This is a genomic window from Candidatus Amarolinea dominans, assembly GCA_016719785.1.
GTDB lineage: Bacteria > Chloroflexota > Anaerolineae > SSC4 > Amarolineaceae > Amarolinea > Amarolinea dominans.
This window is the reverse complement of sequence record JADJYJ010000030.1, coordinates 74,886-94,799: the sequence shown is the minus strand read 5'-3', so window position 1 is coordinate 94,799 and position 19,914 is coordinate 74,886. Positions and strand designations below refer to the sequence as shown.

Below are 19,914 nucleotides of genomic sequence, written 5' to 3'. Positions count from 1 at the left end.
CACATGACGATTCAGATACCGACGCTCGATTTTCTCGCCATTCTGCCCCAGCTCGTGCTGGTGGGCATGGCGCTGCTGATTCTCATGGCTGAAGTCACGCGGTTGCGCGGCCACAAGCGTCTTTTGGGCGGGCTGGCGCTGGCGGGACTCTTGCTGGCGCTGGGAGCCAGCGCCTGGTTGTGGCAAGGCCCGGCCCGGCACTTCCAGAACATGGTGGTGGCGGATTCCACCGCGCTCTTCGCCAACGTCATCATCCTGACGGCGGGCGCGACCGGCGTCCTGCTCTCCGCGGGCTACATCGAGCGCATCAGCGACAGCGTCGGCGAATACTACGCGCTGCTGCTGCTGGCCTGCGCCGGCATGACCCTCATGAGCGCTTCCACCAGCCTGATGACCATTTTCATGAGCCTGGAAATCCTTTCTGTGGCGCTCTACATCATGACCGGCTTCAACCTCAAGCAGCCGCGCTCCACCGAAGCCGCGCTGAAGTATTTCCTGCTGGGCGCCTTTGCCAGCGCTTTCTTCTTGTACGGCGCGGCCCTGGTCTACGCGGCCACGCAGACCACCGACCTGGTGCAGGTGGCCCACTTCCTGGCGCCGCTCTCCACCCCCAGCCCCATGGCGCCGCTGCTGCCGGTAGGCGTGGGCCTGCTGTTGATCGGCTTTGGCTTCAAGGTGGCGATGGTGCCTTTTCACATGTGGACGCCTGACGTTTATCAGGGCGCGCCCACGCCGGTCACCGCGTTCATGTCGGTTGGCGTCAAGACCGCCGCCTTCGCCGCGCTGCTGCGCGTGCTGGCCAGCCTGACCAGTTTCGACAAGCCGTGGCTGTGGGTCATCGCCATTTTGGCCGTGCTGACCATGACGGTGGGCAACCTGGCGGCGCTGCGGCAGAGCAGCCTCAAGCGCATGCTGGCCTATTCCAGCATTGCGCACGCCGGCTACATCCTGGTGGGTCTGACCGGCAACAACGATCAGGCCGTCGGCGCCACGCTCTACTACCTGTTTGCCTATGCCTTCATGAACATCGGCGCGTTTGCGGTGCTGCAGACGCTGGAAAACAACGCCGAGATGGATGTAGATGTCAGCGCGCCCAACGGCCTGGGCAGGCGGCAGCCGGCGCTGGCCGCGGTCATGACGATCTTCATGCTCTCGCTGGCGGGCATTCCGCCCCTGGCCGGCTTTTTCGGCAAGCTCTACGTCTTCAAGGCGGCCGTGGATGCCGGCTGGACCTGGTTGGTCATCGTGGCTGTGCTCAACAGTGCGCTCAGCGCGTACTACTACCTGCGCGTCACCGTCAACATGTTCCTGGGCAGCGAAACCGCCAGCGGCCAGATCGTCCTGACCCCGGCCTGGAACCTCGCCTTGATCGTCGCCAGTGTAGGCACCGTCTTGGTCGGCGTATGGCCCACGCCGTGGATGGCCCTGGCCCGCACCACACTCCTCGCCCTGGTTGGCGGGTGACGCGGGAATTGCGACGCTCAATGATCAGCACGAACCATTCAACCGTACACGCCGATTGGCCTTCGTTCTGCCCAAAAAACATCCGAATCCCAGGGTCAACTCGCCGTCATTGGACGGGGCGGGCGCTGCGTCAGGGCTGCGCACTGGCGCTTCTGCTGAGTGTACTGGTTGCGTGCGGCCCGGCCGCGACGCCTGCGCCATCTCCGGCGCCCACCGCCACTGCCACGGTCGCGGTCACGGCCACCAGCGCTCCGACGACCACACCGCCCACCAGTACGCCCGACCCTGCCGTGGCGCAGGCGGAGCGCATGGGGCAGTTGACGGCCGCCATCCGCGAGCACAAAGCGGACGCGGCCGAAGGATTGATCGTCGCGGGCATGGATGTGAACGTCGTCCTGAGCTACCGAGGCCTGACTCCGCTGTCGTTGGCTGCGGCCGAAAACGACCTGCCGATTGCGACGCTCCTCCTAACGGCCGGCGCCGACGTCAGCCTGGTCAACCGGAACGAATACGGCACGACCGCGCTGATCGAAGCGGCGCAGCGCGGATACGTGGGAATGGTCACGCTCCTGCTCGACCATAAGGCGGACGTCAATCAGCGCGATGCCGCAGGCGATCCGGCCTTGAACTGGGCCACCTACTACGGACGAAAAGCGGTTGTGGAACTTCTCATCGCCCGCGGCGCCCACCTGACCGTGGTCGGTTCCGGCGGCGGCACTGCGCTCAAGACCGCCATCGCCCAGGGTCACAAGGAGATCGAGCAGATCCTGCGTGCGGCCGGCGCCACTGAATGATATTACCGCTATCCCCCCATCAGGAGTAGAACCTGAACGCATCGCAAGCACTCCATGCCGCGGGCCAGATTCCGGCCACGAAGGCCGGGCCGCCCGCGATCAGCGCCGCGATTGCCGCGGGCAGCAACGTCAACGTCACGCTGATCTTCTCACGCCGCCGCTATGCCAGATTGGAAACTCCCACCATGCGCTCAGGGAACTGGTGCGAGCGCGGGCGCGGTCTGCGCCGCGTGCCAGCGGTCGTAGGCCAGGTTGAGCAGCGGGACGAATTCGCCGCTGGCTTTTTGATTGCCCACGGGCGAGGGGTGATCGTCGTTGCCGCCGTCGGGATACGCGGTGGTGTTACGCCCCTGGTCGGTGACGTATTGCAGCGCACCGTCACGCCAGCGATGGTGATTGCCGGTGGCGCGGCCCAAGTCGTTGGTGCGCCAACTACCGCCGTTGCTGGTCAGCACATTGTAGAAATCGAAGACAAATACATTGGGGTAGGAGTAGTTGTCCAACCACTCCTCAACCAGCCAGCGATTGAACGCGCGGGCGTTGGCGCCCCATGTGCCGTCCTGCAGCGGCGGCGCGGTGATGACGATGAAGAGCTTGTCCTGGCGTGTGGCGAAATAGGCCAGGATGTCGTTGTAGATGCCCTTGGCGTTGGCGACGGTCATGGCCTCCGAACCTGAGTCCTGGCCGCGCAAGGGGTTGTCACCGCTGCTGGGCGGATCGTTCGGGTCACCCATCAGGTTGGAGTTGGGAAAACACGACTTGAACATCACGATTTGATTAGCTCCGCCCGGATCGCTCTGCAGGCGAGTGTAGCCGGCGTGCTGCTCACTCTCGGCATACAGCGCCTCCAGGTAGGTGTCGCGCTGCGGCCCGGCGAACCAACTGAACCAGTGGCCGATGTCGGTATGATCACCGATCAAGTCGAAACCCGCGTCCTCGTCCGGCGGCCCCCAGCCGTAGTTGGTGTCGCTGACGAAGTAGTTGTTGTTAGCCAGGGCCACGCCCAGGCCGCCATGCTCATCGGCCAGCCAGTTCTCGCCTGAGGAATGGTGAATGAAGATGAGCTTGACCGTCTGCGTCGGCGGGTTAGGAACCACGGACGGTGTCGTGATGCTCGGCAAATACGCGTGCGTCGGCGTTGCCGCCGGCGCAGAGTCTGCGGCCGGTTGACCACAGCTACAGATCAGGCACAGCAGAGCCGCACCTGAACACAACAGTCGAACGATGGACGGCATAATAGACCTCCTGAGCAATGGCACCCTCAGTATACTCCGGTATCCGGAACTTTTCAAGGCCTATTTGGATTCTGGGTGCATTCTGAATTTGGCTCGAAGACATCTGAACCTGGGGAGACGGGCGGCCGCAGCAGCAGCACCGCGCTGATGATCGCTGCGCCGCCCGCGATCTGCAGCAGGGCCAGCCTTTCGCCCAGCAGCAGGTAGGCCAGCGCGCCGGCGATGACCGGCTCCAGGGTGGCGACGACGCTGGCGACGCTGACCGGCACCCAGCGCACGCCCAGTGAGTAGGTCAAGGCGCCGCCCAACGTCGGTATGACGGCCATCGCCAGCAGCCAGGGCCAGCTTGACGGCAGCGCCAGCGGGCCGAGCAGCTGCCCTGCCGGCGCCAGCAGCAGAAAGCAGCCGGCCCCGATCAGCAGCGCGTACGTCTGCACGGTCCAGGCGGAATAGCGGGCCACAGCGATCTTATTGAAGACGCTCCATAGCCCATAGCCGAGGCCGGCGGCCAGGCCGGCCAGAACTCCCAGGCCGTTCAACCGCAGGTGACTCACATCGTACAGTCCCGCAACCAGCACCGATCCGACCAACGTCAGCCCCAGGGCCATGAGCAGACGCCGGTGCATCTCCTCACCCAGCCAGCGCCAGGCAATCAATCCTACCCAGGCCGGCGCGGTGTAGAGCAGCACCGCGGCCACTGCCACACCCACCAGGTCAATCGCGTAGGCGTAGGCGATGAAGAAGCCGGCCACGCCAAACACCCCATAGGCGACGAGCAGCGGTAAGTCGTGCCGGTTGACCGCCAGCAGCCGCGGTTTGCGCAGCGCCAGCACAGCCAGTAGAATCAGCCCGGCCAGCAGACTGCGATAGGACGCCACCGTCAGCGGCGTCAGACCAAAGCGATCAATCAGCACTTTGTAGAACAGACCGAGCGTGCCCCACAGCGCCGCGGCCGTCAGAACCAGCGCGTAGCCACGCGCTGGCGACGAATCGTTTGACATAATCCTCCAGTCCTGATCGTGCCGAAATCAACGGCGCACAGTGTAGCGCAGACCGATGATCGGGGCAAACCGGGCGAGGAGGTGACGTTTGTACGCGCCGCCCGTCTCAAAGCTGGATGATGTAGGGAGAGAGAGATGGATAACCGCGAGCCGCCGTCCGCAACCGAGGTGGACGACGAAACAGACCCCAGCGCCTGGCTTTTTGCCTTGACGCCCGAGGCTTTTGAGCAATTGAGCGCCAGCAGTGCCGAGCTGCACGAATCGGACGCGGACTCGCCCCTGGCCGGACTATTGGCCGCATGGCTGCAGATCGAGCGCAGCAAACAATCGTTGATGGAGCTATTTGCATGACAACGCAGCATCTTTTGGTTACCGGCGCCACCGGCTATGTCGGCGGCCGCCTGATTCCGCTCTTGCTGGCGGCCGGGCATCGCGTGCGTGTGCTGGCCCGCGATCCGGCCCGTTTGCAGGGCCGCCCCTGGCTGGCGCAGGTGGAGGTGGTGCAGGGCGATGTCCTGCAGGCGCAAACGCTCCCCGCGGCCATGGCCGGCATCACCGCGGCCTACTACTTGGTGCATAGCATGAGCGACAGCCCTGATTTCCACGAGCGCGACGTCACCGCGGCCACCAACTTTGGCCGCGCCGGCCGGGAGGCCGGCGTGCAGCGCATCATCTACCTGGGCGGCCTGGGCGATACGCAGGCCGATCTTTCGCCGCACCTGCGCTCGCGCCAGGCTACCGGCGACGCCTTGCGCGCCGCGGTTGCGTCCCCGGACGCGGCGCCTTCACCCACGACCGTCACCGAATTCCGCGCCGCGGTCATCGTCGGTTCGGGCAGCCTTTCCTTCGAAATGATCCGCTACCTGACCGAGCGCGTGCCGGTTATGATCTGCCCGCGTTGGGTCTACACGCGCGTGCAGCCGATTGCGGTTCGTGATGTGCTCAATTACCTGGTTTCCGCGCTGGCCGTGCCCGAAAGCGCCGATCGCATCCTGGAAATTGGCGGCGCCGATGTGCTGAACTACGGCCAGATGATGACCGGCTACGCGCAGGCGCGCGGGCTGCGCCGCTGGCTGCTGCCCGTGCCGGTGCTCACCCCGCGCCTCTCGTCCTATTGGGTGCATTGGGTGACGCCCGTGCCCGCGGCCATTGCGCAGCCGTTGATCCAGGGCCTGCGCAACGAAGTCATCGTGCGAGAGAACAGCGCCCGGCGCATCTTCCCATCCATCCGGCCTCTCGACTACGCCACCGCGCTGCGCTTCACCCTGGCGAAACTGGACGCCGGCGAGGTGCAGACCACCTGGAAAGATGCCCTGGTCAGCAGTCAGGGCGACGTTCCGCCGGTGTCGTTCACCGTGCAGGAAGGCATCCTCATCGAGCAGCGCCAGCAGGTGGTCGCGGCCGCGCCTGAGACCGCGTTCCGCATCTTCGCCGGCATAGGAGGCCGCCGCGGCTGGTTCTACGCCAACTGGGCCTGGGAACTGCGCGGCCTGGCCGACCGCTTGATCGGCGGTGTGGGGCTGCGCCGAGGCCGCCGCCATCCCGATGACCTGCGCGTGGGCGATGCCCTCGATTTCTGGCGCGTCGAAGCCGTCGAAGCCCCGCGGCTGCTGCGTCTGCGCGCCGAGATGAAAGTCCCCGGCCTGGCCTGGCTGCAGTTCGAGACCCAGCCGCAGCCCGATGGCCGCACCCGGCTGGTGCAAACCGCCTTCTTCGCCTCCAAAGGTCTCTTCGGCCTGCTCTACTGGTATGCCCTCTACCCCCTGCACGGATTGATCTTCTCCGGCATGATCCGTGAAATCGCCCGCCGCGCCGAACAAACCGCCCCCAAACCGTAGCGCTGAATAACGTCGCCCGGCCAGGAGACCGAACTGGCCGGTGACTCTCTCCTGCCTCCTCCCGTCTCATTTTCCGTAGCCATGCAGCGCTACGTGAGGAAGAAATGAAGGAATGACATTCATGAAAACCAAACGCTTACTCTGGCTGACTCCGCTTTTCCTGCTGATCGCGCTCGCGGTCGGCTTCCTGGCCTGGACCACGCTGTCCGCCGCCGCACCCATGGCCGAAGCGATCACCGTCACGCAGGAAAGTACAACGCTGGCCGGCGAGAACTGGCTCGTCTTCCAGCCGCCGACGGCCAACCCAACCACGGGCCTGGTGTTCTACCCCGGCGGCCTGGTTGACGCCCGCGCCTATGCCCCGGCCGCCCGCCAGATCGCCGACGCCGGCTACCTGGTCGTGATCGTACCGATGCCGCTCAAACTCGCCTTCTTCGACGCCAACCGCGCCGGCGAGGTCATGCAGGCCTACCCCGCGGTGCAGCGCTGGGTCATCGGCGGCCATTCCCTGGGCGGCGCCATGGCCGCGCAGTTCGCGTATCAGCATCCCGATCAAGTCGCGGGCCTGGCGCTTTGGGCGGCCTATCCGGCTGCCAACAACAGCCTGGCCGACCGCCGCCTGGCCGTGACTTCGATCTTCGGCACGCTCGATGGCCTGGCGACCGGCGACAAGATCAGCGCCTCGGTTCCACTCCTGCCGCCTGACACCCGCTTCGTCGCCATCGAGGGCGGCAACCATGCCCAGTTCGGTTGGTACGGCAAGCAGTCGGGCGACAACGAAGCGACCATCACGCGCGAGGCACAGCAAGCGCAAACCGTGGCCGCGACCCTGGCCCTGCTGAGCGAGGTTGCAAAGTGATTCTAATGAAGCGACTTGCCCGTACCGCCCTGATTGTCATCGGTCTCCTGCTCCTCCTGGTTCTAACCGTCCCCTTGTTGATCCCCGTGCCGCCGCTGCCCGGCCTTCTACCGCCGGAGCAAGTGGCCGACGCGGACAGCGAGTTCATCACCGTCAACGGCCTGCGCCTGCACGTCAAGCGCAGCGGCCAGGGCGAGCCGCTCATGGTGCTCTTGCACGGTTTCGGCTCGCACACCGAGACCTGGCGATCGGTGCAACCGCAACTCTCTGCCCTGGGCACGGTCATCGCCTTCGATCGCCCCGGCTTTGGCCTGACCGAGCGCCCCCTCACCTGGACCGGCGCCAGCCCATACAGCCCGGCCGCCCAGGTTGACCTGGTGATCGGTCTGCTCGATCAGCTCGGCATCCAGCGGGCCATTCTGATCGGCAACTCGGCCGGCGGCACGATCAGCGCGCAGGTCGCGCTGCGCTACCCGGATCGAGTTTCCGCGCTGGTGCTGGTTGACCCGGCCATCTACGCCGGCGGCGGCACGCCCTCGCTGGTCAGGCCGCTGCTCAACTCGCCGCAGATGCGTCACCTGGGGCCGCTGCTGGCGCGTTCGCAAGCCGCCAACATCGCCAATCTGCTGCCCACCGCTTACCATGACCCGTCGAAGGCCACATCGGAGATGCTGGCGTTCTACCAGCGCCCGCTCAAGGTCGAGAACTGGGACCGGGGTTTCTACGAATTCCTGGCCGCCAGCCGGTCGCCGGGCACGCTGAGCGAGGATGTCAAGCGCCTTGCCCTGCCGGTCCTGGTCGTTACTGGCGAGTTCGACACCTGGGTGCCCACGGAGCAGAGCCTGCGCCTGGCGCGGGAAATCCCCGGCGCGCAGCTGGCCGTCATGCCCAACTGCGGCCATGTGCCGCAGGAAGAATGCCCGCAAGATTTCCTGCAGGCCGTCATACCATTCATCACTGGATGAACGAAAGGGCGTCGTACGACGAGTCAATTCGAGGTTCTTTTTTGCGGCGGCATCATGGGCGCGGCCGGCCTGAACGTGGCGGCCACCCTGCTGCACGACCTGTCGCGTCCGCGGCTATCACATTAAGCGTTGTGACCGTAACTGCTCACCCTGCAGGCCGATTTGGACAGGATGAACAGGATGTACAGGATTCTTGTTCTGTGGTGTGCAAAACTATCGGCACGAGAGTTCGAATATCCTGTCAATCCTGTGAATCCTCTCTGAATTCCAGGCAGACCCAGCAGTTACTTGTGACCTCATGTGGCTGAGGCTGAAACGAGTGCCTTATGCAGAAGCCTGACGATCGCGGGACATCTGAAAGCGCCGAAGCCTTCCAGGAATCAGAATACCAGGCGTTTGGCTTCATGCGCACGTGGGCACGCACTGGTCTCTTATGGCTCCCACGGCATCAGTCGGCCATCCTCTTTAGCGCCGCCTGGCTGCTCATCATCGTCATACTGCCGATTTTTCAGCGCAACCTCGGCGTCGAGGCCCTGCCGCGCGGCGTCATCATCAGCGTTCTCTTGCAGCTCATTGCCGTGATCGCCATCCTGACGGACGCATGGGGTGGGGTGCGCGTGGCGCGGGTTGCGGTCGTCGTGGTTGCGTTGGCCTGGGCCGCTGAGGCGTTCGGCGTCGCCACTGGTTTCCCGTTCGGCGCCTACCGTTACACGGCTGTGCTGCAACCGCAGGTCGCGCACGTGCCGCTGCTCGTTCCCCTGGCCTGGCTCATGCTTTTGCCCCTGGCCTGGGCAGTGGCAGAAGCGATAGTCGGCCACGCGCGGCCGCTTCCCTACGCGCTGGTAACGGCCCTGGCCTTTACTGCCTGGGATCTTTTTCTCGATCCGCACATGGTACACTGGGGTTTTTGGATCTGGGCTGCGCCCGGCGGTTATTTCGGCATTCCCTGGAGCAACTTCCTGGGCTGGCTACTCGTGTCTGCCGTCATCACGCTGCTTGTGCGTGCCCCGCCTGTGCCTGTGCGGCCGCTCCTCTTCATCTATACCATCACCTGGGTGCTGGAAGCGATCGGGCAAGCCTTCTTCTGGCGCCTGCCTGGGCCGGCCGCGGTTGGCGCCCTGGCTGTGGGCCTGTTCGTGTTCCTGGCCTGGCGCGGTGTTGCCCGCAACCAGATGCCATGATCCTCTGAACGTCCCGACTGTCAGCCAATGGGATCATCGGCTGCTGTTTCATCAATCAGGATGACGTGGATTTCGCCAGGGCCGTGGACGCCAATGATGAGGGTCAGTTCGATGTCGGCTGTGCGGCTTGGCCCGGTGATGATGACCAGGTTGGCCGTCCCCGGCAGCAGGCGCGCCCCCTCCTGCGCCATCCAGGTGGGCAAATCCGGGTAGATGCTGCGGACGGGTAGGAAGGCCAGGTACACGGGCGGTACCAGCGCGGCGCTGCGCGCCCGCCCTGCGCCGCTGGTCACGATGATGCTGCCGGTGTCGGCCAGGCCGGCGCTGGCGCCTGTGATGCCGACAGCAACGTGATCGAGCGCAGCATGGTCCGTGTTGACCTGCGGATGGATCGTTTTGATCCCAACCGCGGCCAGCGCCTGACTGAGATTGGGCACAGGCAGGGCCTCGTCATCCCAGGCTAACACCTCATGGGCGCCCCGCGCAACCAGCAGGTCGCGGGCTTGCCCGACCGCGGCCGCCGGCGTCAGTGGGCCGTAGGCGTGCCCACTCAGGGCGCGGAACTCCTGCTGCCAGCGCGCCACAAGGGCGTTGCCAAGAAATTCGGTTTCTCCCGCAAGCCGGGTTTCTCCCGCAAGCCTGCGGTCTGCGGCCAGGGCCGGGTTTGCCACCGCGGTGCGCACGCGGCGCAGGATTTCATCAAACCCGGTGCGATCTGGATCAGGTTTCATGGCTCACTCCTGCCCTGGCGTCGGGGACTGGCGGCGTCGCGCCCACGATTCCTGGAAGGAGCGGGGCGCAAACGCGGGAAAGTCCCGCTGACCGGTCCAGGCGCTCAACGGGCCGGGCAAGCGACGGATCCAGCCCTCCCTGGCCAGCAGGCGCGTGCCGGCAGAGGCCAGCTTACCGCCCAGCCGGTAAAGCCACGGGTGGGTAACCGCCAGCGCGTAGGCTTGCAGGCCCAGGCGCAACCACAGAGGCGGATGCCCGGCCTGCACGGTGTCATGGCGCAGCTTGAGCAACAGCCCAGGCAGGTCAATACGCACCGGGCACACCTCCCGGCAGGCGCCGCACAGCGATGAGGCGTGCGCCAGCTCGCCAAATTCATCCATCCCGGCCAGCAGCGGGGTGAGCACGCTGCCCACCGGTCCCGGATAGGTGGAACCATAGGCGTGGCCGCCAATACTGCGATAGACCGGGCAGACGTTGAGGCAGGCGCCGCAGCGGATGCAGGTGAGTATTTCGGCCAGGTCGCTCTGCAGGATACTGCTACGCCCGTTGTCCACCAGCACCAGGTGCAACTGCTCTGGCCCGTCGGGGTCTGCGGCGCGGCGCGGCCCGGTCAACAGCGACGTGTAGACGCTCAGCTTCTGGCCGGTGGCGCTGCGCGCGAGGATCTGCAGGACGAGGGCCAGATCGTCAGGTGTCGGTACGATGCGCTCGATGCCCATCACCGCCACGTGGATGCGTGGCAGCGAGGTACACATACGGCCGTTGCCCTCATTGGTGACCAGCGTCAGCGTGCCCGTGCTGGCGACGGCAAAATTAACGCCGCTGATGCCCATGTCCGCGCTCAGAAAGGCCTGGCGCAGGACGCGGCGGGCAATGGCCGCCAGCGCGGCCGGGTCGTCCACGTAATCCACGCCCAGTTTCTGCTGGAACAGGCGTCCGATCTCCTGGCGCGTCTTGTGCAGCACCGGCGCGATGATGTGCGAGGGCGGTTCCTCGGCCAATTGCGCGATGTATTCGCCCAGGTCGGTTTCGATCACCTGCAGGCCGGCCGCTTCCAGCGCCGCGTTGAGGTGAATTTCCTCCGTCACCATGGATTTGGATTTGATGATCGTCCGCACCTGGTTGGCCTGGGCGATGCCGGTGATGATGCGCTGCGCGGCGGCCGCATCGGGCGCCCAATGCACCACGCCGCCAGCCGCCTCCACCTGGTCGCTCAATTCGATCAGGTAGCGATCGAGTTGGGCGATGGTGCGCCGGCGCATGGCACGCGCCCGGTCACGCACCGCGTCGGCGTCGGGCAGCGTGGCGAGGGAGGCCAGGCGCTGCGTGGCAAAGCGGCCGGTGGCGGCGCCCAACGCTGCGCGCATGATGTCGTTGTGCATCCCGGTTTCGATGCGGTCATACAGAGAGATGGGTGCAGTATGCATGGTTCATTGACCTGCAGGAGGGGCGGCTGATGGCGGCTCTGGCCACGCCTTCTGGCCGGTGTTGACCAGGATGTCGGCCAGGTGGGCCACGCGCACGGCCTTGCCCTGGCGGTGCAGGCCCGCGCCGATGTGCAACAGGCAGGAGTAATCGCAACCGACCAGGCAGTCGGCGCCGCTCTCCTCCAGGTGGCGCAGCTTGTTGGCGAGCATGTCCTCCGCAATGTGCGGGAATTTGATGCTGAACAGGCCGCCGAAGCCGCAGCATTCGTCGGCCTGCGGCAGCGCGACAATCGTTGCGCCCTGCACCTGGGCCAGCAGGGCCTCCGGCTGCCGCCGAACGCCCAGGCCGCGCGTCAAATGGCACGAGGCGTGGTAGGTGAGGGTACCCGCGGCCACGGCGCCCAGGTCGGTGACACCCAGGTGGTCTACCAGGAATTGGCTGAACTCCACCACGCGGCTCGCCAGGCGCTCGCTGCGCGCCAGCCAGGACGGCTCATCCTGGAAGAGCTCGGGGAAGTGATGAACGATCATGTCGGCGCACGACCCGGAGGGAACCACGATCGGGTTGTTGGATTTCTCCAGGACGCGGATGGTGTGGCGGGCCATCTGCCGGGCTTCGTCCCAGAAGCCGCCGTTGAAGGCAGGTTGCCCGCAGCAGGTTTGCCCGGCCGGCACATCCACGGTCAACCCCTGGCGCTCCAGGATGGTGACCACCGCCTCAGCCGTCTGAGGGGAGAGGTGATCCAACAAGCAGGTGACAAACAGACTGACCCGCCTGGGCCGCGGCCCGGCGTTGACAGAAGTTGCAGACATGGCGCACTCCTTGTGCGATTCTCGACCCATTTCAGCATAGCACGAAACCCCGACAAAGACAAACCGAAATACCGCTCATTTCGCGCCCAGGTATTCCAGTGGTACAATAGGCTTGGGCGAGTGCAGGAGGGCATCATGAAATTTCCATACGGTATCAGCGACTTTCATAAGTTGATTACGGAAGACTACTTCTACGTGGATCGCACCGACCGCATCCCGGTGATTGAAGAAATGGGCGAGCAGCTGCTGTTTCTGCGGCCGCGGCGTTTTGGCAAGAGTCTATGGCTTTCGACGCTGGCGAACTATTACGACGTCGCGCGGGCCGGGGAATTCGAGCGCCTGTTTGGTCACCTGGCGGTGGGGCAGAACCCGACGCCGCGTCACAATCAGTATTTCGTGCTGCGCTGGGACTTTTCGCTGGTCGCTGCGTATGGCGACGCGAATGAGATTGCGCAGGCGTTGCACCGTCATGTCAATGGTCGTATCCAGGACTTTGTGACCTACTACCAACAGATGTTGCCAGGCCCTATCGAGATTCACCCAACCGACGCCCTGGTGTCGCTGCAATCGGTGTTGACGGCCATCAGCCAAACTCCGCATAAGCTGTACTTGCTGATTGACGAGTACGACAACTTTGCCAACGAGCTGGCCATGAGCGGACAGCCGACTGGGAAGGCGCGCTACGATGCGCTGCTGCGCGGGGAAGGGGCGCTGAAGACGCTGTTCAAGGCCGTCAAGGGCGCAACCAGTGGATTTGGATTGGATCGGGTCTTCATCACAGGAGTATCGCCGATCGTGCTGAGCGACTTGACCAGCGGCTATAACTCAGCGCGCAACATTTACTTGCAGCCTGCCCTGAATGATCTGTGTGGCTTCACGGAGGTCGAGATTGCTGATGCTTTGAGCCAGGTTGCTGATGCCTGCCGCTTTTCCGCCAGCCAGACTGCAGAGGCGCTGGAGATGATGCGTACCTTCTACAATGGCTACCGTTTCTGCGAGGAACCTGCACCGCCGGTCTACAATCCCACCCTGGCGCTTTATTTCATGCAGGAGTTCCAGCAGAATTGCCGCAATCCCAGCCACATGCTGGACAGCAACCTGGCGATGGATCGCGGCAAGCTGGCGTACATCGCCAGCCTGCCCGACGGGGGGCAGGTGCTGCTGGATGCCGTCCAGGAGGAGCCGCCGCTGGCGCTGTCGGTGCTGGCCGACCGCTTCGGGGTTGAGGACATGCTGACGGCGGCCAAGGATGCGCCGTTCATGGCGTCGTTTCTCTACTATTTTGGTGTGCTGACCTTCGGCGGGCGCACGTCCCTGGGCCATTTGATCTTGCGCATCCCGAACCTGGTGGCGCGCAAGCTGTACGTCGAGCGCGTTCAGGACATGCTGCTGCCAGACGTCCGCGCCCAGGATGCGGGACGGCAGGCGACCGATCAGTTTCTGCTCAGCGGCGACCTGGGCCCGGTGTGTGCATTCGTGGAGCAGCGCTACTTCCGGGTTTTCGACAACCGTGACTACCGCTGGGCCAATGAACTGACGGTCAAGACGGTGTTTCTGACGCTGCTGTTCAACGATATTGCCTACATCATGGATTCGGAGCCGGCATTGGCGCGGGCGTATGCCGATCTCAGCATGATCGTGCGGCCGGAGATGCGACAGTACGCGCTGCCCGACCTCTTGTTCGAGTTCAAGTATGTGGCCCTGTCAGAGGCGGGGATGACGGCGGAGCAGGTGCGTGGTTTGACGGCGGAGACGCTGCGTGCGGTACCCGTGGTAGCGCCGCGCGTAGCGGAGGCAACCGCCCGCCTGGCGGAGTATCGGACGGCGCTGCAGGCCAAATATGGCGACCGCTTACGCCTGCGCTGCTACGCCGTCGTCAGCCTGGGCTTCGAGCGATTGGTGTGGGAGGAATGCCGTTGAGCCTGTGGTGGCGTGAGTGGCGTGCATCCTGGCGCGACACGTTGATCTTGCTGCGTGAATTTCGCCTGCCGCTGTTCATTTCCGTGATCGCCTTCGGCGGCGGCGGGTTGCTCTACTTCGCCCTGGCGCAGGAGGCCCACGCGCCGATCGAGTCGGTTCCCGAAGCCATCTACATCGTGCTGTCGCAGGCGTTCTTGCAGTCGGCCGGCGATTTTCCCAATCAGTGGTACCTGCAGGCTTTTTATTTTGTCATGCCCCTCATCGGCATCGGCACATTGGCGCGCGGCCTGACCGATTTTGGCGTGATGCTCTTCAACCGTCGCGCGCGCGGCAAGGAGTGGGAAATGGCTGTTGCTTCGACGTTTAGCCAGCATGTCGTGCTGATTGGCCTGGGACACCTGGGGTTCCGCGTGGCTCAGCACTTGCACAGTATGCACCAGGATGTGGTCGCGATTGAAATGAACCCGAGCGAAACCCTGGTGGCCGAGGTGCGCGCCCTGAATATCCCCGTGATTCATGATGATGGCCTCCGGGAGACGACCCTGCTCGCGGCCGGCGTGCGCCAGGCGCGCGCCATCATGCTCTGTACTCAGCAGGATAGCCTCAACCTGCAAATGGCGGTCAAGGCGCGCAGCCTCAACCCGACGATCCAGGTCGTGCTGCGCATCTTCGATGACGATTTCGCCGAGTCCCTGCACAAACAGTTCGGTTTCAAGGCCTTCAGCGCGACGGGCATGGCCGCGCCCGCCTTTGCCGCGGCCGCGGCCGGCGTGGACATCACCTACCCGCTAACGATCGAAGGCCAGCCGCTTTCCCTGGCGCGTTTCAATCTGGTCGCACACTCGGCCCTGGTCGGCTGCACCATTGCCGAGATCGAGGAGCGCGATGATGTCAGCATCGTCCTCCTGCGGCACCAGGGCGTGCCTGATCTACATCCGGCCCACGACCGCCGCTTGAGCGCCGGCGATGTGATCGCCGTGCTCGGCAGCCCGTCCAGGTTGAACCAAATGGTGGCCAAGAATCAGTAGGTGACGGCAAAATTGACATGGTCTCTATTCCTGTTTATAATTTAGTTGACTTGTCAAGTATTGATGCATCATGAAAAATTGACTTCGTTGGGGTAGACAGTGCAGCAAGCAAACGTGTTCTCTCGCATGATGACGGTCGCGCTGATTGCGTTCAGCGTCATAACCACAGGATTCCTCACGGCTGGACCAAGCAGCGCCGGTTTTGCCACCATCACGCTCGACGGCGTGCGTGAGGCGGGTTACAGCGCCGCCATCGCCGCCGACCCATCCGGCGATCTGGCTGCTGCCATCAGCGGCCAGGCCCACACCCTCTGGACTGACCTGACCGCGCTCTACTGCGCGAATGATGACAACTTCCTCTTCGTCTACGCCGACCTGCCGGCCTACAGCAATATGACGGCGAGCGGAGAGATCGGCCTGCTTGTGGACAAGGCGACCGCGGCTGGCGGCAGCAGCGACCCCTGGGGCAACGCCATCACCTACAGTCACACCAACAAGCCTGACTTCGCAGTGCGCGGCAACATCCCCGGCCGCAGCGGCATCGCTGGCGATGACAACAACGGCTGGACCGAGCTGCGCACCTGGAACGGCAGCAACTGGAACAGCGGCGCCGGCGTCAACTGGGGCGGCCTCAGCGGCGGCGGCCAGGTGGGCAGCAGCATCGCCTACGCCAACAGCCAGGGCGTCGAGTTCAAGATTCCCCTGAGCACCCTGGGCGTGAGCAGCGGGCAGACGGTCAACCTGGAATTCTTCGCCACGCAGAAGGGCGTCACGCACGGCGCTTATGACACCACGCCGTCCGATGACCAGGCGACGGGCCTCACCGACCCGACCACGCAAAGCGCCTATGCAGCCTGCGCCATCGAGAGCAACGGCACGCCCACCAACACCCCCACCACCGGCCCCACGCCGACGCCGACCAACACGCCTACGGTTGGGCCTTCGCCCACCCCCACGCCGACTGCGGGCTCTTCATGCGCGTCCGCGCAGACCGGCGACGGCGCCATCGTCACCACGGCCCTCTATCACAACAACCTGGAGGTAGCCTGGCGTGACCCGGTCGGCGGCATTCTGCCCGATGGCGAAGCGGCCGTACGCCTGCGCACCTGTCACAGCGACGTGCAGACCGTCAACGTGCTGGTCTGGACCACCGGCGCGGGCGTCAACCCCAGCTTTATTTATACAGCCACGGTCGTCGCCACCGACCCAAGCGGCCCCTACGACATCTGGGAATACCTGGCGCCCGGCCCTGGATACAACATTGACCAGTGGTATCAGTTCCGCATCGCCGACGCCGGCCTGCTCGGGCATTACCACCCTGCTGGCGGCAACACCGGGCCTGGCGTCTGGGTTGCCAGTCCCAGCCCGGTCAACCCTTCCTGGAGTCTGCCTACCATTCCGGCGCCGCCGGTAGATTACACCGTGCCGAGCTGGTTGAAGGATGCGGTCATCTATCAGATCTTCCCTGACCGCTTCCGCAACGGCAGCGCGTCGAACGACATCGGCGGCGTCACGGTCTATGGCCCCACTACCTGCAACGGCTATCCCGGCCCCGGCGCGCCCGCGTGCGTGACCGAACTGCACAGCAGTTGGACCGATCTACCGCGCACGCCCGGCTACGGCATTGACTTCTTCGGCGGCGACCTACAGGGCATCATCGCCAAGATCAACGAGGGCTACTTCGACGATCTGGGCGTCAACACGCTCTACCTCAATCCGGTTTTCAACGCCTCGTCCAATCACGGCTATGACACCAACGATTATTACAACATCAACCCCCGCTTTGGCGACAATGCCACGTTCGATCAGTTCATGACCGCGGCCACCGCGCACGGTCTGCGCGTGATCCTGGATGGCGTCTTCAACCATGCCGGTTCTGACAGCAAGTACATGGACGGCTACGGCCTCAACCGTTGGCCCGCCGACATTGGCGCGTGTGAAGGGCCTAATCCCTACCGCTCCTGGTTCACCACCGGGGGCAGCGGTTCCGGCTGCACCGACGGCTGGAAATGGAAGGGCTGGTACGGTTACGAAACGATCCCCGAATTCGTAGATGCCAGCGCCGACGTGCGCGCGTTCTTCTACCGCGACGGCAGCGCGCAGAGTCCCGGCGGTAAGTCGGTCACGCGCTACTGGCTGGAGAAGGGCATTGCCGGCTGGCGCTTCGACGTGGCGCAGGACATCACCCACGACTGGTGGCGCGACATGCGCCCCTACGTCAAGACCGTCTACGGCAGCAGCGAAGTCCTGATGCTGGGCGAAGTGACCGGCGGTTGCTATCCCTACCAGGATTTCGTCAACGCCGGCGAACTCGACTCGGCCATGAACTACTGCTTTCGGGACTGGCTGCGCGACTATGCCAACGGCGGCTCGCCGGCCAGCTTCGACGCCTCCTGGCAAAATTTCCGCAACCTCCTGCCGCCGTCGCCCTGGTATGGCATGATGAACCTGATCAGCAGCCACGACTCCCCGCGGCTCCTCAGCCAGCTCAACCAGGACACGAACCGCCTCGAACTGGCCGTCATCATGCAGATGACCCTGCCCGGCGCGCCGTCGGTCTATTACGGCGACGAGGTGTCGCTGCCCGGCAGCGGCGACCCGGACAACCGCCGCCCCTATCCGTGGAGCGACCGCGGCGGCAGCCCCGACATGGCGATGTACCAGCACTTCAAGACGCTGATCGGCATCCGCAACCAGCACGCGGCCCTGCGCGGCGGCGACATGACGACGCTCCTGATTGACGCCACCCACTCGCTCTACAGCTACCTGCGCTGGAACAGCAGCGAGCAGATCGTGGTCATCACCAACAACAGCGGCAGCGCGGCCAACGGCGTCGTTCCGGTCGCGGCGCACCTGCCCGATGGCACGGTGCTGACCGACCTGCTCAACGGCGGCACGTTCACCGTGTCCGGCGGCAATCTCAGCCTGTCCGTGCCCGCACAATGGGGCCGCATCCTGCACGTCAACCTGGCGAGCACGCCGACGTCTACCCCCACCAGCGCCGGCGGACTGACAGCCACGCCCACCGCAACCCCCACCGCCACGCCGACCGGCGGCGCGCCGACCGCGACGCCCACGCCGACCGCGACGGCCAGCCCGACGCCTACCATCACTCCCACCCCGCACGGCGCCATCCTGGCAATTTCGCCGGCCACCACCAACACCGGCGTCGGCAGCAGTTTCAGCGTCACCGTGCGTGTGCGCACCAGCCAGGCGGTGGATGGCGCGGCCGCGTATCTCGATTTCGATCCGGCCCTGCTGCAGGTCGTCTCGATCAGTCCTGGCGCCGCGCTCCCCGCCATCCTGCAGAATACGTTCAACAATGTCACCGGCCAGATCAACTTCGCGGCCGGCATCTTGTCCGCCCCCTTCCCCGGCAGCGATTTCGACCTGGCGCAGATCACCTTCCAGGCGCTGGCGGTCACGCCGGGTACGCCGTTGACCTTTGCCTCCGCCAACCCGCGCCTGAGCGATGTCTCGTTCGGCGGCGCTTCGGTCCTGGACCATGTCGAGCACGGCGCCGTGGTCATCGCCAGCGCCAGCGCCTCGCTGACCGCCTCGGTGACGCTGCAGGGCCGCCCCGCCCCGCCCCATCCGCGCTGGGCAGTCCCCTTGACGGTTTCGCTGACTGTGCCCGGCTCAGGCACGCCCGCCTACAGTTTCACGCCAACGACCGATCAGAACGGCAGCTTCACGATCAGCGGTATCACGCCCGGCGTCTACGAGGTGCGCGTCAAGCACAGCCACACGTTGCAGAATAAGGTGACGGTGACGCTCAACAACGGCGCCAACACGGCCAACCTGGGCATCCTGCGCGAGGGCGACGCCGACAACGACAACTTCGTGACCCTGGTGGACTTCTCCATCCTGGTCACAGCCTTCAGCACCTGCCAGGGCGCCGCCGCGTACGATGCCCGCGCCGACTTCGACAACGACGCCTGCGTTACCCTGGTGGACTTCTCGCTGCTGGTCACCAATTTTGGGCAGGCCGGCGCCAGCGCGCCAGGTGGGGTTGCGCCCGGTTCCCTCCCGCCCATCGCGCAGCGCCCCTCTGCGGTGACGCTTGAAATCGTCCCCGTCGCGACGGAAATTCGGGTCGGCGAGCCATTTACCGTGACCGCGCACATCAACACCGGCAGCCAGCAGGTAGATGGGGTTTCGGTCTATCTGAACTTCGACCCGGCGCTGCTGCAGGTGCAGGCGCTGACGCAGCCCAACAACCTGCTGCCCGCCGTCATCCAGAATCAGTTCGACAACGGCGTCGGCCACGTTGACTTCGCCGCCGGCGCCTTCAGCGGCTTTCCCAGCGGCGCCTTCGATGTCGTGCAGGTGCGCTTCATCGCCCAGGCCGTCACCGCCCCGGATACAGCCCTGACCTTTAACGCGTCGCTGCCCCGGCGCACCGACGCCACCTTTGGCGGCCAATCGGTCCTGACCGGCAGCACGGGCGGGACCGTCGTCGCCTTCTGCTACGACTTCGACGACAGCGGCCAGGTGGACGTCAACGACATCGCGGCTGTGGCCGCGGCCTGGGGCGCGGTCACCGGCGGCCCGCTCTACCAGGCTCGTTACGATGTGGATCACAACGGCATCATTGATGTGGTGGATGTCATGCGGGTCGCTGCTCGCTGGCAGTTCCCGTGTTGATTCGTGGAGG

At 64.9% G+C, this 19,914-nt stretch carries 15 protein-coding genes; 11 read left to right on the top strand and 4 right to left on the bottom strand.

Annotation, left to right across the window (positions count from 1 at the left end; all coding sequences use genetic code 11):
- The first annotated feature begins 3 nt into the window (after positions 1-3).
- From IPM84_22935 to IPM84_22925, 3 genes are read left to right on the top strand one after another with little or no spacing between them, the layout of a single operon-like run.
- Complete coding sequence (locus tag IPM84_22935) at positions 4-1,464, top strand: NADH-quinone oxidoreductase subunit N (protein MBK9095556.1); 1,461 nt, start codon at positions 4-6, stop codon at positions 1,462-1,464.
- Positions 1,465-1,484: 20 nt separating this feature from the next.
- A complete protein-coding gene (locus IPM84_22930) occupies positions 1,485-2,258 on the top strand; it encodes an ankyrin repeat domain-containing protein (GenBank protein MBK9095555.1) in 774 nt (257 codons plus the stop codon).
- Positions 2,259-2,290: 32 nt separating this feature from the next.
- Positions 2,291-2,935 (top strand): hypothetical protein, encoded by a 645-nt coding sequence (locus IPM84_22925; GenBank protein ID MBK9095554.1) that lies wholly within the window; start codon positions 2,291-2,293, stop codon positions 2,933-2,935.
- A 611-nt stretch (positions 2,936-3,546) separates the two neighbouring features.
- Here the strand turns inward: IPM84_22925 and IPM84_22920 are convergent.
- Entirely contained in the window at positions 3,547-4,494 is a 948-nt protein-coding gene (locus IPM84_22920) for an EamA family transporter (GenBank protein ID MBK9095553.1), read from the bottom strand.
- A 135-nt stretch (positions 4,495-4,629) separates the two neighbouring features.
- Between IPM84_22920 and IPM84_22915 the strand changes: the two genes are divergently transcribed.
- The 5 genes from IPM84_22915 to IPM84_22895 all read left to right on the top strand — a co-directional run bounded on the left by IPM84_22915 (position 4,630) and on the right by IPM84_22895 (position 9,337).
- Positions 4,630-4,845: a hypothetical protein gene (locus IPM84_22915; GenBank protein MBK9095552.1), complete on the top strand. Its 216-nt coding sequence runs from the start codon at positions 4,630-4,632 to the stop codon at positions 4,843-4,845.
- Positions 4,842-6,332, top strand: a complete 1,491-nt coding sequence (locus IPM84_22910) for an SDR family oxidoreductase (GenBank protein MBK9095551.1) — start codon at positions 4,842-4,844, stop codon at positions 6,330-6,332. Before IPM84_22915 ends, IPM84_22910 begins: the two co-directional genes overlap by 4 nt.
- A gap of 121 nt (positions 6,333-6,453) precedes the next feature.
- A complete protein-coding gene (locus IPM84_22905; GenBank protein MBK9095550.1) occupies positions 6,454-7,191 on the top strand; it encodes an alpha/beta fold hydrolase in 738 nt (245 codons plus the stop codon).
- 5 nt (positions 7,192-7,196) lie between these two features.
- Positions 7,197-8,156 (top strand): alpha/beta hydrolase, encoded by a 960-nt coding sequence (locus IPM84_22900; GenBank protein MBK9095549.1) that lies wholly within the window; start codon positions 7,197-7,199, stop codon positions 8,154-8,156.
- Positions 8,157-8,482: 326 nt separating this feature from the next.
- On the top strand, positions 8,483-9,337 hold the full coding sequence (locus tag IPM84_22895) for a carotenoid biosynthesis protein (GenBank protein ID MBK9095548.1): 855 nt from the start codon (positions 8,483-8,485) through the stop codon (positions 9,335-9,337).
- Positions 9,338-9,357: 20 nt separating this feature from the next.
- Here IPM84_22895 and IPM84_22890 read toward each other — a convergent pair whose 3' ends face one another.
- From IPM84_22890 to IPM84_22880, 3 genes are read right to left on the bottom strand one after another with little or no spacing between them, the layout of a single operon-like run.
- On the bottom strand, positions 9,358-10,068 hold the full coding sequence (locus tag IPM84_22890) for a lactate utilization protein (protein ID MBK9095547.1): 711 nt from the start codon (positions 10,066-10,068) through the stop codon (positions 9,358-9,360).
- A 3-nt stretch (positions 10,069-10,071) separates the two neighbouring features.
- The gene (locus IPM84_22885) at positions 10,072-11,496 is read right to left on the bottom strand and encodes an iron-sulfur cluster-binding protein (protein MBK9095546.1); all 1,425 of its coding nucleotides are present in this window, start codon (positions 11,494-11,496) and stop codon (positions 10,072-10,074) included.
- Positions 11,497-11,499: 3 nt separating this feature from the next.
- Positions 11,500-12,309, bottom strand: a complete 810-nt coding sequence (locus tag IPM84_22880; GenBank protein MBK9095545.1) for a (Fe-S)-binding protein — start codon at positions 12,307-12,309, stop codon at positions 11,500-11,502.
- Positions 12,310-12,444: 135 nt separating this feature from the next.
- Here IPM84_22880 and IPM84_22875 point away from each other — a divergent pair, with 135 nt between their 5' ends.
- The 3 genes from IPM84_22875 to IPM84_22865 all read left to right on the top strand — a co-directional run bounded on the left by IPM84_22875 (position 12,445) and on the right by IPM84_22865 (position 19,904).
- Positions 12,445-14,229 carry an AAA family ATPase gene (locus IPM84_22875; protein MBK9095544.1) on the top strand — a complete coding sequence of 595 codons (1,785 nt, stop codon included), beginning with the start codon at positions 12,445-12,447 and terminating at the stop codon, positions 14,227-14,229.
- A complete protein-coding gene (locus tag IPM84_22870; GenBank protein ID MBK9095543.1) occupies positions 14,226-15,257 on the top strand; it encodes an NAD-binding protein in 1,032 nt (343 codons plus the stop codon). Before IPM84_22875 ends, IPM84_22870 begins: the two co-directional genes overlap by 4 nt.
- 126 nt (positions 15,258-15,383) lie before the next feature.
- The gene (locus IPM84_22865) at positions 15,384-19,904 is read left to right on the top strand and encodes a hypothetical protein (GenBank protein ID MBK9095542.1); all 4,521 of its coding nucleotides are present in this window, start codon (positions 15,384-15,386) and stop codon (positions 19,902-19,904) included.
- The last annotated feature ends 10 nt before the right edge of the window (positions 19,905-19,914 follow it).